The following is a 16,215-nucleotide window of genomic DNA, read 5'->3' as shown; positions in this document are numbered from 1 at the left end:
ATAGCAGCATCTTACGTTAGCGCCCACTGCAATCGACGCCTAACGATGCCGAACGACGATTCACGAATCCCCGCAAAACTCCCTACAGGCTTTCTGGCAGAAAGTCCCTGCGCCCCGGCATCCTGCCGACCGAACAAAATCAAATCTCCCGGCACCACCACGACTGCGCATACAGCACACCATCAACTAGCTCAACTCCGCTCATCGTGAACGCATTGGTGGCCATCCCTGACATGAATGCATCCAGAAGCTCAGGCAGAGGATCGGCCTCAAGCGGCATTCCGACGTGAACCCGGGCAACGGTGCTTGTGCGGTTCATGGCCTCGCACATCTCGCTGTTGACCCTGAGGTCGCCACGGACTGGCACGGATCCCCGTATCTCTGGCCATGGCCGCGCTAATCCGCGTTCTCTCATAGGGCTGACAAGGAAGTGCATGGCTCTCTCGATACTGGTTATGGATACAGCATCGTAAAAGGTTTTTTCAGTATTTCAACGTCGCGCTGATGGGCGGCTAGCTGCCAATTCCACCAATTGGAAGTACACGCGCAAATCCCGGAGTCTTACCGACCGAATAGAATCCATATAAATGACTCCAAGACAGGCGCGCGTTCTGACTTGCTATCCTCGAGGTCGCCGATACCTACGGATTGTAGGTGCCTAAGCAAGCTCGAAATAGGACCATCAGGACAGAAAGATTCCCCTTAACGCTACTGATTTTTGTTGGTACTTCACCTTTTGGATATCGCCTGACGGTAGCCAGTTCAATGCATCGATAGCCGAGCTTAGGTGCCCTATAAGATAGATAAGCCAACAACTCATAGGTTGAAAAAACATCACGAAACGGAGCCACTCTCGGGTCCAGCAAAAGCTTGCGACTGTATGCACGGAATCCTTGGGTGGTGTCCGTCCATTTAAAGCCAGAAGAAAGGCTCAACATCGGAGCATGGATGAGCCGAATGGCGAGATCTCGTGAAATTGGTGTGTTCTCAGCAATGCCACCATCAACGAATCGTGAGGCCTGTACAAAATCTACGCCCTGTTTCAGTGCCTCAATAAAGCGTGGTATGGCTTCAGGATCATCCTTATCGTTACCATCGATTGTGACGACGCCTTCGTATCCTTGGTCGAGTACAAAGGCGTATGCGCATCGAAGCTGAGCGCTGAGCTTGCCTGGGCCGGTCTTGACCAGAAGCCCGCGAACCCCAACATTCTGCAGCGCATGCGACTCAAGCGAGCCGTCCGTGGTCCCGCCATCGACAATAATAATGTCCGCGAAATCTGCGATATTGAGCGCCGCCATGCGGGCTAGCAGGCTCTTAATTCTCTCACCCTCATTGATTACAGGGATTACCACGCACCAAGGGTGCTGACGGCCGAGCCAGAGCTTATTGTCAAAAGATGGCACTTGCCATGTCTTGCGCGCTTCAGGAGAAATACTAAAAGATGTCATCATGTTTACCATCAAGCGACGCGGGCAGTGATTAACCCTACGCCGACGACTACCAGTAAGATCCCTACCCCTGTTGTCCAGTGGAAGGGTTCGCGAAAAAAAACCACCGAAAACAAGGCGACTGTTGCCACCGCTCCGGCGGTCAGAACTGGGTGCGCCACGTTCAGAGGTAGACGCGCCAAAGCCGCGGCATAAAGTAGAAATGCAGCACCATAAAGTGCCAGCCCCAACCAGAACGGCCAGTTAATTAAAGCAGCCATAGGGTCGTTAAGAGAGGGGAATTTACGCGGCGGCATCATGGCCATCTTCACCAATACACTGGCGGATGCATTGGACAAAATTCCAAGAATTAGGATCAGCCACTTCATGCTCATGCGCCCGCTCCGACATCAGCCAGGAGGTAATGCTTTGTCGCTACAAGAAGGGCTCGTTCAATTGACGCTGCATGCGCCTCCTCCTTGGTCGCGGCCATCTCTATAGTTACGACATGAGACGGAAGGTACTTTGCCAGCGCTAACGCCATATACCCGTGGCCTGTACCGCCATCACCCAGCGGCAACAAATCTGGCTCGCTGGCATGGACATGCCCGATCAAGTCGGCATATTCATTCAGCACCACCATAGGATCTTCGCCATTAATCGTGAGCGCACCGGTATCTAGCTGCATTCGGATAGATGGATGAGCAATGTGCTTCACCACGATTGCAGTTTCAGCACTGGTAGTCATGAAATTAGAACCGTAGCAGCTTGGGTTTGGTTCGAGGCAGATGGTTACACCAGACGCCTGAGCGATATCCCCCAACTTCCTGAAAAAAGGAATCGCCACGCCTAAAGCCTCTTGGTCATCCAATCCGCTGCGATCACGATTTTTGGGGGAGCCAAAGACCACGCGTGTCGCACCCAGCCCAGCACCGATGCGGCATACCGCAGCTAAATGCGCTATTAGGGCTGACTGACTTTCGGCGGTTCCAAAAACATTTAAACCCGAGGTGCCAAACAGTAGGGCCTGCATCCCGGTGATTTCAATGCCACGTACCGACCACCAACCTTTTACAAGAGCAATTTCTTCATCGGTAGCCTTAGAAGGGTCCGGGAAATATTTGCCTGGCGCGATATCAATGGCATCCACAGAAAAACGCTGCAGAAGATTTGCGATCTCCTCGTCTTCTGAGGTGTCCCAGGAAATGTTGGAAATAGCTAATCTCATGTACTGGCTCCAGCATCAGCTTTGATCGTGAGCGGTTCAGATTGCGCGTAGGATCTGACGGCCAGGACAGTATCCCGACAGCTATATTGATAGCGGCCATTCGAGCCAAAAACCTGGGCGTGCTTGGTCTGCATATCGTAAGCAGCAGCAGAGCCTGCCAGTATATTATTGAAATTCCTGCCAAATCCAAGCTCTGAAATCTCTGAAACTTTAATAGGCTCGGCCGTAAAGTGAACAAGTTTTAAGCCGGCGGCCAGCGCGAGTTTTATGTCGAACCAAAGATTTACCATTGGATAAAACTGGAAGACCCCGCGACTATCAATGGCGTCAAGGTTATTCATGTTTAGGAAATCGAATATGACGTTCTTGCGCAGACCAGGACCTACTAGCCCAGGCAATCGAATAATCAAGTGATCCGCAAAGTTGGCCTCTACAAAGCGCTCCAGAAGACGCCGATGCAGCCCATATGCATGAAGTCCAGATTCGTCTACAGCAGTGTCTTCATCGACTGACTGCGCGTCCTTGAATACGTCAACAGTGCTAATGAGGACGAAGTTTCTACATTTTACCGTCTTAAGATGCTCAATCAAATCTTGTATTTTCTTCAGATCCGCTTCCGGATCTTGGTTAGCTATCCACTTTTGAGCAGGGGCACCGGCACATACAACGGTATCGAAAGTAAGATTATCAATCTCACCAATATTTGTAGAGCGAAAGCACGCCGAAAACTCATTCTGCTTAAGCAGCGTACTACCAACAAATCCAGTAAATCCAATAAGCGCCAAACTCATACATCACCCGTCAAATTATATAACTATTTAATAATAAGAATTTTGTTTGGGCTTCCGGCGACAACAGGATCTAGCATCCCACCAGACAAATAAACATTAATATACTTCTGCGAATATTCAACTCTATCTACAACTCTCGTCGAACCATCAGCAAACAATAGTCGCCCTCCTACATTGAGCGATGCCATATTTACCAATGTATTCTGAACAAAAAACGCACCAACGCGCCTATTCACACCATTAACCCAGTTATTATCTGTAATGCTGTACGGTTGAACTTCTCGAACCAGGCTAACATCTGAAACGTCTAGGTTCCTCTCCCAGATTCTCCGCCCAGAATTAAACTGTCCAACACGAATTCTTGCGACCTTATAGGTTGGCATGCCCACAACCGCCAGACAAAACTCTGAGCCACGATACGTCTCTTTATCAGTCCAGTTAAAGTCAGAATTATCGAACCCTAATCGCTTTCCGTTTGGCAAAAGATCCGAAGATCGTGATGGAACTATATGGAAAAAATAACGAGCACTCCTAGACACCTCGCAATCTTTAGAAACGAACACTGCGTTTTTCCCATTAAACCCAATCCGCAACCCATCATTATCCATTGGCAGAAAATAGGTTTCTTTAACATAGGAAATAGCTGCTTCTTTTGCTCTTGAGTCAAAATAATACCAAGCAGATAAAAACCCCACAAAAACAATAATCGATGAGAGGACTGCCCTCCTAAAATCTCTTATTGACCAAGTAAACAGTTCGGATATCAGAGAGCCGACATATGCAAATGCCAAAATCAAAAAAGGCAGATACCAAAGAACGCTATTCATATGCGTATGAACATATGAATGCCCCTTAGCCAAAATGTGCCAGGATATAGGGGCCAATATCGAAACCCAAAGACTAGCCAGTAACGCAAGACTTTTTCTTTGATCCGCACTCTTACTTATAAGTCTTTTATTTTTAATGCAGACTTGAAGAAGGGAAATAACAAGCAACAAAACAATAACACTGCCAAACGTAACATTAAGCCCAACACCAAACATACTACCAAAATCAAACGCAACAGCATTAAAGTATTTTGAAATTACTTCAAAGTACCCGCTTTCAAGTGAAGCTCTATAGGATTCCGGCACGCTCAATGGGTCGCCGTTTGTTCTTTTCAACACAATTAGCTTAAGGATTTCAAGGCCGCTTGAGATTGATCCTTGCTCGGCACCAAGCTTGATTATATATGTTATAAGCGCAGCAAAAAAAGCTCCTACACCGGCTACAGATATACTTATTAGCCTCCGGACAAAGTATGAAATACCGCATTGGTTTTTTATAGAGAAATAAACTAACGGTATAACAGAGGAAACAAGGACTGTTGATATGTACTCAAATCCAGCCAACGACTTTGCATAAACACTAAAAAAAATACATATAAATAATGCTCGACCTATATCACGGCCTTGCTCTTCTATCTTAAGAAGAACTCCTGAAACAACAAAAGGCAACAAAACCAAATAAAAAACCCAATACAAGTTGTCTCCAAAAACAACAAGCCATTGAGACACAGACAACACAACTACCGTAAATACCGACGAAAACAAACCAAATTCTAGACACACTATAATGGCAAATACCGAAATTACTGCGGCAACAGACATTGAGTTAAAAAGCCGCAAAGCATTAAGACGCGATGCTCCGCTTTCGACGCCTATAGCCCTTAGAGCCTTGTCAGCCCCAATGTAGAATATACCTTGAACGCCAGCGCTAGAGGTGTACGGGCGAAACTCCCCGACTGGCTCGCTCCCCCTTAAATAGTTTTCATAACTATTCGTTGGAAAAGTCCCGAGATACCCACCTTCAGAAAGAAAACCATATTTTTGTGTTTTATTAATAGCGCCTACAACTAGGGCCTCAGAATCCAACTGATGACTCAGAAAGAAGCGCTCTCCAGCCGCCCCGAAAAAATTATACTGGAAGCTTGCTGTAAGCATAAACATAGAAAAAATAAATAAAGCTAATAGCTTACCTTTCCCCGAAATAAATACCATCTAAAGCCTCCAGCACATCATAAATATTATCAATTTTCCCGCCCAAAACCGAAAAACATCCTGACAACTCGGGGTGACGCTCGAATAATATCGGCCTGCCATCATCGCTTTCGTTCTTAACCAGTACGGTTTTTACCTCGAATAACGAATCAATATGTTTGGCGTCAAAAACTGCTGGAATATACCGACCAACATCACGAACCATCCTATCAACCCGGCTCTCCTGATGGTAATTACTGAGCTTTTCGTATGGGTCAATACCGTGCTTGTCATTCCAGTGCATATGTGGCGTATAACGAACGTGGGACAGCGTGTGCAGTCCGCGCGCTGGAAATGGCATCATTGAAAAGAATGGGCCGTCCATCACGGTAATTCCCAATCCTGCAAGTGGTGCGGGCATCTGCATCAATGCCATTTCGGTAATTTCTTGCTTTAGTCCGGTACTCACACCAGGGAACTCACCCTTGAACTGGTTTAGTCCACTATAGGTGCAGTTGAACACATAGCGAGTTGAAATGAGCTCCTGTTGCCCCTGCATATTCTCAGCTAAGACCTGCAAGGGCCCCTGCACACCTTTTGAAATCGATGTGACCCGGGTTTCGTAGCGGACCTGCACCCCGCTTTCCTTAAGCTCGCGTACTGCCCAGCTTGCAAGCTGTGTTGTATCGAACGCATATTCCTCCACCAAGAAAACATCTTCGATCAAGCGCGGCTCAAACAAAGCTCGCAAGGCCGGACTCGCAGGCTTTATGGCAGCGCCAATTTCCCGACAAAACCGTTCGAACTGCTTGGCTGTGACCTTTGAGTTTCTTCGGGCAATAGCATAGATTTTGGTGAAGTCTTGCTTCACTGCCTGCGGCCAGTCTCTTGCAAACTTAGGCAGGTTCACCTGACTGCGATATGCGGTCGTGAAGCTGCGCGGATAGTGATATCCGTTGTGAACTCGCGCTTGGTTATTGTAGGAGGCGCGCAGCATCAGAGCCGGCTCACGCTCAATCAACAGTATTCGTTTAAGTCCGCGCTGTTTAGCCAGATACACGGCAATAGCCGCGCCGTAAAATCCGCCGCCAATAATTACGGCATCTTGGCTAGGCTGATCCGGACCAAAGCCATGCATCAGGATGCTGGCTCAATGGAAGATGATCTCGCCTTTACTTTATCTGACGCGACCTCCTCGATATTTAGCTTTTCAAGTCGGGTCATCCGGGCGCTGGTGAACTCTTGACCGACATGATAAAGCGGGCCCTCATTAGACAGGCTAGCCATATTCAGTATGTATTCACCCAAGACCAATAAAACAAGCGAGATCAGAAAGAACATGCCAGATTGCTGCAGTGAAACGCTGATCCATCCAGGCGCGACATCGGTTTTTAACAGCCCGACCGCCAGCACATAAACGCAGTACACCAGGTTTGCCATCGCGCCAAATAGGGAGAGCGAGGTCACTAGCCGCATCGGTGCTCGTGTGGTCGAGACCAGCAATCGCATGCCTCTATCAATACTCTCGCCTAATCGCTTGGGCCTTGAGGCCTGCGGCGCAGCGCTGTAATTCAGGTAAGCCCTGGCAAATCCACCTGTAGCGGGAAGATGGCGGTAGGTCATCGCCGGCTGAGGGTGCTGGAGAATAAAATTAATCACTCGCTTGCTCAGAAGTCGGTATTGAGGCGCTTCCTTGGCTAGGTGGACGCCATTGAACCGATTATACAGGCTGTGGAAAACGGCATTTGCCCCTCGATAGGCCAGGCTCTGGGCTGGTTTTTGGGCGTTCGTAGCAAACACGACGTCAGCACCACTTACCGCCTGATCGAGCATCTCAGGTACAAAGCGAATGTCATCTGCAAGCGGATCTATAACAGCAACGAAGTCACCTAGAGCGTTCTCCAGCCCGACCCAGGAGGCCGTATCTGCATCCACCTCTTTTGTCAGTGCATAAACCTGCAAGTTGGCCAGGCCAGCCTCTCCGGTTAGGCGTTTTAGCGCCGCAATGCTCTCGTCTTCTGAGGCGTTATCCACCACAATCAGCTCATAGTCGCTTACGATGGAAGCAATCACGGCCTCCGCATCGAGCAGGATTTTTTCAATACCTTCAGCCTGATTGCGCACTACAAATACGACAGACAAAAAACATGGGAAAAAGGCCATTTATACCCTCTCAAATGGGACGGCCTGGAAACTTAATCGCGCGCAAGCAGAACAAATCAGCGCTTGCTTCACAAGAAAGGAACCGACGTTAAAGGTTGATTGGCTCGCAGAAAAATGAACTCTAGACCGACAGCTAGAGGAAGAGCTACGTAAAAACAATCACAAAAACTCATCCATGAGGCCTGGCTAGGTACCAGAAAAGCGGATCCAAAAAAGCCAATTATGGCGCTATCAGAGCGCCAGTGCGCTTTCATCGGCTTGCAAAGTACTACATTCCTCTACATTGTAAAAGAGCAAGACCGGTTACGGAATTTTCGCTCCTGCTCTCTTCCCCAGCTAATCGCCAAGCCCATCATAAGCTCGCTCGCACGTCACTCCCCTTGCTCGGCTTTGATCAGCAGTTGAAGCCAGTTCTGCCGCTCTTTGGTCAGCGCGCTTGAGCACGTCGGCAAACACCATGACGGCTCGGGTAGCTGCCTGGCTTGCGGCGGCAGTGCAGGAATGACCGCCGACCTGACTGGCTGCGAATCGACCGGCAGTTGCGTCGGCTGCGTCCCGCAAGCTGCGATCATCGCGAGAAGCGGCAGCATCAGCATATGCTTGGTCAATGACTTTCTGGCCATCCTGGATCACCTTGTTGATTGTCTGTTGACGGGACTGCTCTTTGGCTCGCTCGATTGATTCGTTGAGGGCCGTCGCTGCGGCGTCATTGGCGTCTCGATCGCTCCACTTTGCCTGCCACTTGGCATCGGTGACCGACTGGCCGTGGCCGTATGCCATGAACAGGCCTATCAGGACGATAGCCACCGCTGCTATAAAAGGTAGGATTCGCAACCAGATCGGCTTCATGCAATGGCACCACCTGCAGACTTGTATCGCGCCGCCAAATCCTCGAGGCTATGTTCGCGCTGACCATACCCAGCCCCTGGCAGGCTCGCCCATATGTTGCGGCACTTAACAATCGCAACTTCGAAGCGTCCAGCATGCACATCAGGCAGCGCCCTGCACTCCTTGACGTGTTGCAGCGCCAGGCGGTCCTGGCTGATCGGGCCAAAGTCTGGAAGATTCAACAGGGCCCGATAGTGCGGCCAGTCCTTCAGCATCTGCTGATACCGGCCCGACGCATTCGACGTAAGGCCGCGGCTGTTGATAACCTTTGACTTCCGGCCATCCTCGAAGGGGTGCCTGACATAACTGCTGAACAGTTCAAGCCTGCAGTCGACACCGGTCACGATAACGTTGTAGCCGTCGTCAGATTTTGTAAGGTAATCACTGCCAAGCTCCGACCAGGCTAGAGCATCGAGAAAGGCGCATGCATTTTTACTACCCGCTTGGATCTCTGAAATTCGCGGCATTGGTAAATCTCCATAAGTGAAAACGCCGGCTTGATGGCCGGCGTTCCGTAAGGTGGTGTGTCACACGTGCCAAATTACAAGGTAGGTAAATGAGGGACATCCTGACCTTTAATTAGGCAGACACTAATCCAAATGACTTCCATGTTCCTGGGGATCCCGATACCACGCAGGTCCAGCCTATCGCGGCGCCACTGATAGGTGTTTTATTCCAAATAATTGATCCCTGAATGTAGGTGCCGGTAACTGGAATAGCGTTCCCCCAGGATACTCTCGGGGCAGGCCCTGTTGCATATGGCAAATCACCGTATATGGTCGAAGTAGCTAAAACATTAAGAGGGCCAGAAGCGGTATTAAGTCCGGGCGACAAAGCGCCAACATACACAGAGGCTTGAATATTAATACCCCAGCGCGCCTTGTTTGCCGGCGTGTAACCCTGCGCGCCCTGCGATGTCGATACGACCTTTAGAAAAGAACCACTTCCAGTAACCAGAACCCCATCGTAGGTGTTGTCGGCAAACTGACCAGCATCAGACACATGCACGTTTCCAAGAATAGCTCCGACAACTCCCTGCTGAATGCCGTGTCCACCGCACCCGTTAATGTCCACGTACCCATATGTAAGGCGCATCAGGCCGGAAGCGATGATCCCACTGTTATCCATAGTGGTGTTAATGGCGTCAGTCGCGTAATACGAGAAATGTTTTATGCTTACCACCCTTACTTGCGCAGGATTACCATGGCCGGCAGCGTTGATGTTAAGCCCGGTACCCCTTGCGCGTACCATCTGCACATCAATATCAAGCCCTGATGCAAAACCGGAAAACATCGTTACAGAGTCATCACATACCCCGGCAACAGAGACGTCGCGAACGTTGTAAGATGGCGGCATGTCTATCACAGCAGAATCAGTTCCAGTTTTACCCATGGAATGGAAGCGGCAAGTTGGTGAGAAAATAAACCCCCTATTCTCCCACCCCCCAGTGTTTACAATCTTTAGTGCGTGCTTACAGTTAGAAAAAATAGTTGAGTCGTACTCGATATTCGTGCCATTGGCCTGGGTCGCTGCTCGCAAGTACAGAAAGCCACAGTTTTGGACTTTCGCATCAATATCTTTTTGGGATGAGCCGACGAAGCTGATTCCGGTTTGGTCTGTGTCTTCTCCTTTTTCAGAAGATGATGAAAGGCCTTTAAATACCAGCCCAGAAAAAAAAGAGGTCGGCTTTGAAACAGAGATAATTGGTCCGGTTGAATTTATTCCGTTAATAACCGCTCCCCCTCCATAAGCTTGCCCACCACTCCCATCCAAGCCAATCAGGGCATGGCCAAAACGATCCATATTCACATTCCCAACATTGAATGCTAGAGGCGGAGCGACAACCGTGACGTTATTTGTTAGGGCCATCTGAAACGCTGTCGTATGGTCCATGGTCGGGGATCCAGACAGCACATCTGCAACCTCTGCCTCTGTCATGTAGTCAAGAACGTTGGCTTGAATATTGCGCTGGAGAACGCGCTCAACATTCGTACTTTGCGAAGTAGGAAAGCGCTTTAGCCCAACTACTGACGAATCAACCAAGTAAGGCGTGCCGTTGCCAAGATCCTGCCGCAAGACAGCCTCGGTGTTGACTAGACTAAAATTGTCCTGCTCAAGCGCCCAGTTACCGGTAGATGTATAGGGGATTGTCGTCTCTGCAGAGAGTCGGTACGCCATTCCATCACGGACCGTGTACTGACTGCGACTGGTGAAGGTGAGGCCTGGACCGTAATCACCAATCCAGATGAATGCCGAAGCCGCTAGAAATTGATCGAAAGAAGCCTGACGCCCTTCCTGGGCATTGTTGAAGTCGACCTCCATACCTTTCCAGGTCCGGCGCTGGAGGCCGAGGCGGTCAGGCACGAAAGGCTCCTGGCCATTCACGTATTTGTCCGCGATCCCGGCGTTATCGTATAGGTCGCACGGGTCGGTAGACGGGACAGGGTTCATCGTGTCGTATGGCATTCTTTTCTCCGGGCACAAAAAAAACCGCTCGATGGCGGGTTTGTGTGGGGTGTGATTATTTAATCGGGTGCTGTCGCGTCGTCGTACAGATAGACCCTGTCGTCATAGTTGAAGCCCTGGACGGATACGCTCTCGCTGCCCTTGGGCGTGGCTTTGCTGATCAGTACGCGGTGACACTCTCGGCTGACCGGCCCAAACAACAGGTGCGGGGGCTCCCTGTCCCAGCTGGTGTCTGGAACGAAATCAATCGTCGGAATGCTCAGGTAGTACTCGTTGATTCGGGTTGCCTTCCATGGCCCACTGAGCGTTCCATCTAGTCGGCGGATGCCAACGGAATGATCGGATACCGGGTCCCATATGAATGGTTCTGAGCTTTCAAGGATGTAACCTCCCGGACTTGCTTGAATGCCCAGCAGTAGCGCGCTCTGCCCCCTGCCTGGCGTGTCATCCGATACGCCGGCAAGCCCCATGTAGTCGCTGTTGTTGCCGTCTAGCTCCGTCTCAAAGGAGTAGGCCCACCGCCGGTAGCGCGTCTCACTTGCCCTGCGCATTCCAAGGCGATACGCCCTGTCCCGCTCACTGGTGCCCAGCGCTTCAACGGTTTCGACTTTTAGCCCTAGCTGCCCTGGGAGGCGGCACTTCACCGTTTCGGTCTGGCGAGTTACCCGATCCTTGTATTTGACGTCGACACCATCATGTTCAGCCCCCGGGTCTGGAGACTTAAAGCTGATCTTCAGCGGGCCTTTCATGTTCTGCGCTGAATAACCCTGCGTCCCGGCTGGGAAGTACTCCGCATCAAACCCCTCGCGCTTCTGGTCTCGAACAGGTCGAAGCCTTCCCCTGCTGATAGCAAACTCTGCAAATCCAGGGGCAAGCGCCGTATTGAGCGCCTCCTTCACTGTCATGAACGACTCGACGGAAAGGTTGAAGGTGTCGCCCCTGGACTTGCAGATTGAGTCGAAGGCCACCAGCTCGTCAGTATCAATGTCAGCATCCTGATAGCCGGGAGCCTTGGCTATGTAATTGAAGGCCGGGGCGATATCCCTCGTCACCCTGTTATCTGATGTCCAGGCGCCTCCAACCAAAATCGGCAATTTCCGCGTGGCCACGACAGAAACCTTGTTCTCGCTTTGGCTTGATATTTTCCCTCCTCCGGCCGCCGATATCGCAACCGTGGTCCAGTCCGGATAGCTCAAAGGGCTTGGCAGTAGCGTACGCGCGTCGTACCACTGGATATTGTCTTGTACGCTGGTGTCCGTTGACTTCGCGCCTATTCGACGCATCCTCCCCTCTGGCCGGTATGTACTTGGAAGGGTTATGTCGCGTGTAATCCCAATCTGGTCAAGGGTCGCGTAAACCACATGTTCCGCGAATGAAGTCCATGCGCCGCCGGTAGACATATCCCGATATTGAAACTCGTAAGTCACCCCGTAAGGGTACAATGCGCCCTTCTTGTTTACTCCAGCAAGACCGCTTGGAAACATAACGGTGATCGAGATCTTAGATGCCTTCTCTCCGGGTGGGCAGAGAGCAAAGGGGCCTGCCCAATCTCCCTCGAGGTTAGAATTATCTAGCCTAAGAATGGCTGAATTGCTCTCGATGAAGTCGAGAGTGATCCGCTCATCAGCGCACTTGTGATGTTTGTCGAGATGCTGCTGAACGCCCCAGAGAAGATTGATTGAGTCTGCCCTGCAATGTTCATGGCCTGCGTGCCAAAGTTCTGCATGGCCGCCGTCCACCCGTTGATAGGGTTGAGCATCGCCTGGTCCATCTGCGCCCAACCCGCTTGCACCGCCTCAATCTGGAGAGGAAGGTACTCGTTGGTCAGGTCGATCTGGGCCTGCAGGTCCTGGCGCTGTTTCTCAGTCGTGGCGTTCGCCAGTTCGGTTCGAAGCTCAAGGATTCGGTCGTTCGTTTGCTGCTCAAGCTGCACGCGTTGCTGAAGGCGCTGTGACTGCTGGTCGCCCATGCCGACGCCTGCAGCTTCCAGGCTGTACTGCGTGCGCTGGGTGCTGAGCTGCTTCTCAAGCTGCGCCCGGTATTGCTCGGCCTGGGTAAGACCTTGGGCGCCCTTGATAGCCGCGGCGTAGTTCGTCGAGGCCTGAGCCAGCGCCTTGACGACTCCCTAACTCGCACAGGCAATACAGCCAAGCAAAATGCTGCGGCTTTGCGTGGTGTTCCTGCTCAGTTCACGGACATCTTCACGTCTATTGCCGCTGGACAGCCAATCACCATGGTTGCCCTTCAGCAGGGCGGACAGCTAAAGGATATGTTTGGCGGCATTGCGCCCGCTGCTCGAGCCTTGGGCGGATATGTCGCCGGACTGGTTAACCCATTCACCTTGGCAGCCGCCGCTGCGGCAGCGCTCACGGTTGCCTATTACCAAGGCTCCGAGGAGTCGGAGCGCTTCGGCCGGATCCTCATCGAGAACGGAAACGCCGCCGGCACCAGCGCGAACCAACTTTCCGACCTGGCGAACCAAGTAGCCAGCACCGGCACCACTGTAGGTGCCGCCGCTGAAGTGCTTACCAAGCTGGCCGCCGCCGGTAACCCGCTGACCTCCATGTACGCCGAGATCACCCAGGCATCCCTGGCATGGTCGAAGCAGACAGGGCGCGACGTTACCGAGGTGGTGCAGTCGTTCAACGACATCGCAAAGAGCCCGGTCGAGGCAATCAAGAAGCTCGATGCTGAGCTGAACATCCTCACGGCCTCGCAATACGCGAACATCGTTTCCCTGCAAGAGCAGGGCGACACAATGGGCGCTGCAAAGCTGGCCGCTGGCATTTACGCCGAGGAAATCAGCACGCGTTCGGGTGAGATCGAGCGGAACCTTGGGTCGCTTGAGGGGGCGTGGAAGTCGGTCGCCTCGTTCGCCAAGGGCGCCTGGGACGCGATGCTTGATGTCGGGCGCGATAAATCGCTTGAGCAGCAGTTGGCCGATGTCGAGAACAAGATCGCTGAGGCTGGCAAGGGCATTAAGCAAGGCGGGCGCGCAGCGTTTGGCCTTGGCCTAAATATCCAGAACGCTATCCAGCCACGGCCGCTTCTCTGCGTCTCGCCACTTCCTGTGGCACAGGTTCAAGATCCGAACAATACGCTGTAACGCGATGTTGACAGTCCGGTTCGATACTCCTGGCTTTACCTTCCCTGTTTCGCTTGTCGTCGACTTCTGCCGGTCTCGCTTGAATGCGGCCAGGGTTCCGTCATCTATGTGGGTGATTGGTAGATCCCCAATGTACGGGTCCAACTGCTCAATGTGCGAGGCGGACAGACCGATTGATGCCTGATCCTTGAACTCAACCAGGAACCTGGTGGCCGCCTCACGCCAGGTTCTCACCTGCCGCACTCCGTAAACCTTTTCCTGCCTGAGCTTTTCCAGTCTATGAATCAGGTACTGCTCGGCTTCTTCCCTCTCGCTTGCTCCAGTGCTTTCTTGAAGTCGGCAACCTCTGACGACTTTGTCGATGTGCCAAATCCCGTTCCTCTCGTAGAGGCCCGACATTGTTTTTCGCGCCATTGTTTTTCTCCCAGGCGCCCACTGCGGGGCGGATTGTTGTCCTGATTGGTCTGTTTTTCAATTGCCATCCGCTCGATATAGGCGTCTGCCCACTGGTCAAGCTCATGCCTGTCGAAGGCAACGCCCTGTGCCGATGATCTCAATGCTGGAGGAGTCGAAGTCGAGCAGGAAGCCCTACCCGATGTCCTGGGCGGAGCAGTCGATGCTGTTCTCGGAGATTCCGGATCACCTGTTGAGGATGTCACTCTACAAGGTGAACACCGGGTGCAGGGAACAGGAAGTCTGCAAGCTTCAGTGGGATTGGGAGATTAGGGTTCCGGAATTGGGAGCGAGCGTATTCCTGATCCCTGCTGATTTTGGCGGGAGAAATGAAAAGTCAGGCGTGAAGAACGGCGACGAGAGACTAGTGGTGCTGAACAAGGTGGCGATGTCGGTCATTGATGGGCAGCGCGGCCTTAACTCAAAGTACGTCTTCCCCTATGGGCAGCCGGACGAGCGTGGTCCTACCCCGATGCATCGGATGAATGACACAGCATGGAAGAAGGCCAGGGTGAGAGCCGCGGCGAAATGGGAGCTGGAGCATAAGTCGCCGGCACACCCTGGGTTCAGGTCAATCCGGGTTCACGACCTCAAGCACACCTTTGGGAGAAGGCTACGTGCAGCAGGGGTGACACTTGAAGATCGGAAGGCGCTCTTGGGGCACAAGAATGGAAGCGTTACCAGCCACTATTCTACCGCAGAGCTTGAGCAGTTGATCACGGAGGCAAACAAAGTGTCAGCGACTGATTCGCGCGGACCGGCACTGACAATCTTGAGGAGGAAAACGGGATGAACCCCCGCAAAAGTCCCTACGCATGAAAAAGCCCAACTCGCTAAAGTTGGGCTAAGTCATTGAAAAATATGGTCGGGACGGAGTGATTCGAACACTCGACCCCTAGCACCCCATGCTAGTGCGCTACCGGACTGCGCTACGCCCCGACTAGGCGTGAAACTGGGTTCGCTTCGTAACGAAGCGATCAGGAATATACCGCAAGCATTTGAAATGTGGAAGTATTTTAAAGGCTTGTTTCACTTCTTCAAAACAACCAGCACATCTTCGAGTTCGGAGATCATCTGGCGGATCAGTTGCTTGTATTGGGTGGTGTCGTCTTTGGCTTCATCACCGGACATACGCTGGCGTGCGCCGCTGATGGTGAACCCCTGATCGTACAGCAACGCACGGATCTGTCGGATCATCAGCACATCCTGGCGCTGATAATACCGACGGTTCCCTGTGCGTTTGACGGGGTTGAGTTGAGGAAACTCCTGCTCCCAATAGCGCAGTACGTGCGGTTTTACCGCACATAGCTCGCTGACTTCACCGATGGTGAAGTAGCGTTTGCCTGGGATGACGGGTAGCTCGTCGTTATGACTTGGTTCCAGCATAAGCCTCAACTCGGGCCTTCAACTTCTGCCCTGGACGAAAGGTGACCACACGGCGAGCCGTGATCGGGATTTCTTCTCCCGTTTTTGGATTGCGGCCAGGCCGCTGGCGTTTGTCCCGCAGGTCAAAATTGCCGAAACCGGACAATTTGACCTGTTCGTTGTCTTCCAGAGCGTGCCTGATTTCTTCAAAAAACAGCTCGACCAATTCCTTGGCCTCGCGCTTGTTCAGACCCAACTCTTCGTACAGACGTTCCGCCATCTCAGCTTTCGTCAAAGCCCCCATACG

16 protein-coding genes, 1 tRNA gene and 2 pseudogenes are annotated in these 16,215 nt (G+C 51.9%); 2 read left to right on the top strand and 17 right to left on the bottom strand.

What is annotated here, in order from left to right; translation table 11 throughout:
• Positions 1-139: 139 nt before the first annotated feature.
• The 13 genes from HKK57_RS27055 to HKK57_RS19225 all read right to left on the bottom strand — a co-directional run bounded on the left by HKK57_RS27055 (position 140) and on the right by HKK57_RS19225 (position 12,953).
• Positions 140-319: a hypothetical protein gene (locus tag HKK57_RS27055; protein WP_237150375.1), complete on the bottom strand. Its 180-nt coding sequence runs from the start codon at positions 317-319 to the stop codon at positions 140-142.
• Between the two features lie 322 nt (positions 320-641).
• Entirely contained in the window at positions 642-1,463 is an 822-nt protein-coding gene (locus HKK57_RS19280) for a glycosyltransferase family 2 protein (RefSeq protein WP_442962257.1), read from the bottom strand.
• Positions 1,463-1,819: an SMR family transporter gene (locus tag HKK57_RS19275; RefSeq protein WP_169391212.1), complete on the bottom strand. Its 357-nt coding sequence runs from the start codon at positions 1,817-1,819 to the stop codon at positions 1,463-1,465. Before HKK57_RS19275 ends, HKK57_RS19280 begins: the two co-directional genes overlap by 1 nt.
• A 2-nt stretch (positions 1,820-1,821) precedes the next feature.
• Positions 1,822-2,658 (bottom strand): sugar phosphate isomerase/epimerase family protein, encoded by an 837-nt coding sequence (locus HKK57_RS19270; RefSeq protein WP_169390575.1) that lies wholly within the window; start codon positions 2,656-2,658, stop codon positions 1,822-1,824.
• Entirely contained in the window at positions 2,655-3,449 is a 795-nt protein-coding gene (locus HKK57_RS19265) for an NAD-dependent epimerase/dehydratase family protein (protein WP_169390574.1), read from the bottom strand. The genes HKK57_RS19270 and HKK57_RS19265 overlap by 4 nt, the downstream gene beginning before the upstream one ends.
• Before the next feature lie 23 nt (positions 3,450-3,472).
• Positions 3,473-5,488, bottom strand: a complete 2,016-nt coding sequence (locus tag HKK57_RS19260) for a hypothetical protein (RefSeq protein ID WP_169390573.1) — start codon at positions 5,486-5,488, stop codon at positions 3,473-3,475.
• Positions 5,463-6,605: an NAD(P)/FAD-dependent oxidoreductase gene (locus HKK57_RS19255; protein WP_169390572.1), complete on the bottom strand. Its 1,143-nt coding sequence runs from the start codon at positions 6,603-6,605 to the stop codon at positions 5,463-5,465. The genes HKK57_RS19260 and HKK57_RS19255 overlap by 26 nt, the downstream gene beginning before the upstream one ends.
• Complete coding sequence (locus HKK57_RS19250) at positions 6,605-7,630, bottom strand: glycosyltransferase (protein WP_169390571.1); 1,026 nt, start codon at positions 7,628-7,630, stop codon at positions 6,605-6,607. Before HKK57_RS19250 ends, HKK57_RS19255 begins: the two co-directional genes overlap by 1 nt.
• Before the next feature lie 336 nt (positions 7,631-7,966).
• Positions 7,967-8,479 (bottom strand): DUF2514 family protein, encoded by a 513-nt coding sequence (locus HKK57_RS19245; protein ID WP_169390570.1) that lies wholly within the window; start codon positions 8,477-8,479, stop codon positions 7,967-7,969.
• Positions 8,476-8,985 carry a glycoside hydrolase family 24 protein gene (locus HKK57_RS19240; protein WP_169390569.1) on the bottom strand — a complete coding sequence of 170 codons (510 nt, stop codon included), beginning with the start codon at positions 8,983-8,985 and terminating at the stop codon, positions 8,476-8,478. The genes HKK57_RS19245 and HKK57_RS19240 overlap by 4 nt, the downstream gene beginning before the upstream one ends.
• A 112-nt stretch (positions 8,986-9,097) precedes the next feature.
• Positions 9,098-10,882 carry a hypothetical protein gene (locus HKK57_RS19235; RefSeq protein ID WP_169390568.1) on the bottom strand — a complete coding sequence of 595 codons (1,785 nt, stop codon included), beginning with the start codon at positions 10,880-10,882 and terminating at the stop codon, positions 9,098-9,100.
• Positions 10,883-11,043: 161 nt separating this feature from the next.
• On the bottom strand, positions 11,044-12,567 hold the full coding sequence (locus HKK57_RS19230) for a host specificity factor TipJ family phage tail protein (RefSeq protein ID WP_272902767.1): 1,524 nt from the start codon (positions 12,565-12,567) through the stop codon (positions 11,044-11,046).
• Positions 12,555-12,953 (bottom strand): phage tail tape measure C-terminal domain-containing protein, encoded by a 399-nt coding sequence (locus HKK57_RS19225; protein WP_237150378.1) that lies wholly within the window; start codon positions 12,951-12,953, stop codon positions 12,555-12,557. Before HKK57_RS19225 ends, HKK57_RS19230 begins: the two co-directional genes overlap by 13 nt.
• 72 nt (positions 12,954-13,025) lie before the next feature.
• Between HKK57_RS19225 and HKK57_RS19220 the strand changes: the two genes are divergently transcribed.
• The gene (locus tag HKK57_RS19220) at positions 13,026-14,090 is read left to right on the top strand and encodes a phage tail length tape measure family protein (protein WP_336604590.1); all 1,065 of its coding nucleotides are present in this window, start codon (positions 13,026-13,028) and stop codon (positions 14,088-14,090) included.
• Here HKK57_RS19220 and HKK57_RS27050 read toward each other — a convergent pair.
• A pseudogene (locus HKK57_RS27050) lies at positions 14,010-14,504 on the bottom strand (tyrosine-type recombinase/integrase); the annotation flags it as partial. The gene HKK57_RS19220 and the pseudogene HKK57_RS27050 sit on opposite strands and share 81 nt — an antisense overlap.
• A gap of 127 nt (positions 14,505-14,631) precedes the next feature.
• Here HKK57_RS27050 and HKK57_RS19210 point away from each other — a divergent pair.
• A pseudogene (locus tag HKK57_RS19210) lies at positions 14,632-15,336 on the top strand (tyrosine-type recombinase/integrase); the annotation flags it as partial.
• Between the two features lie 69 nt (positions 15,337-15,405).
• Here HKK57_RS19210 and HKK57_RS19205 read toward each other — a convergent pair.
• The 3 genes from HKK57_RS19205 to ihfA form a co-directional block, all read right to left on the bottom strand.
• Positions 15,406-15,482 (bottom strand) — tRNA-Pro (locus tag HKK57_RS19205).
• A gap of 90 nt (positions 15,483-15,572) precedes the next feature.
• Positions 15,573-15,929 (bottom strand): MerR family transcriptional regulator, encoded by a 357-nt coding sequence (locus tag HKK57_RS19200; RefSeq protein ID WP_003174972.1) that lies wholly within the window; start codon positions 15,927-15,929, stop codon positions 15,573-15,575.
• Positions 15,910-16,212, bottom strand: a complete 303-nt coding sequence (gene ihfA / locus HKK57_RS19195; RefSeq protein ID WP_002553164.1) for an integration host factor subunit alpha — start codon at positions 16,210-16,212, stop codon at positions 15,910-15,912. The genes HKK57_RS19200 and ihfA overlap by 20 nt, the downstream gene beginning before the upstream one ends.
• Positions 16,213-16,215 lie beyond the last annotated feature (3 nt).

The organism is Pseudomonas sp. ADAK21 (assembly GCF_012935735.1).
Lineage (GTDB): Bacteria > Pseudomonadota > Gammaproteobacteria > Pseudomonadales > Pseudomonadaceae > Aquipseudomonas > Aquipseudomonas proteolytica.
The sequence above is the reverse complement of the archived record's forward strand: the minus strand, read 5'-3'. Positions and strand labels throughout refer to the sequence as shown.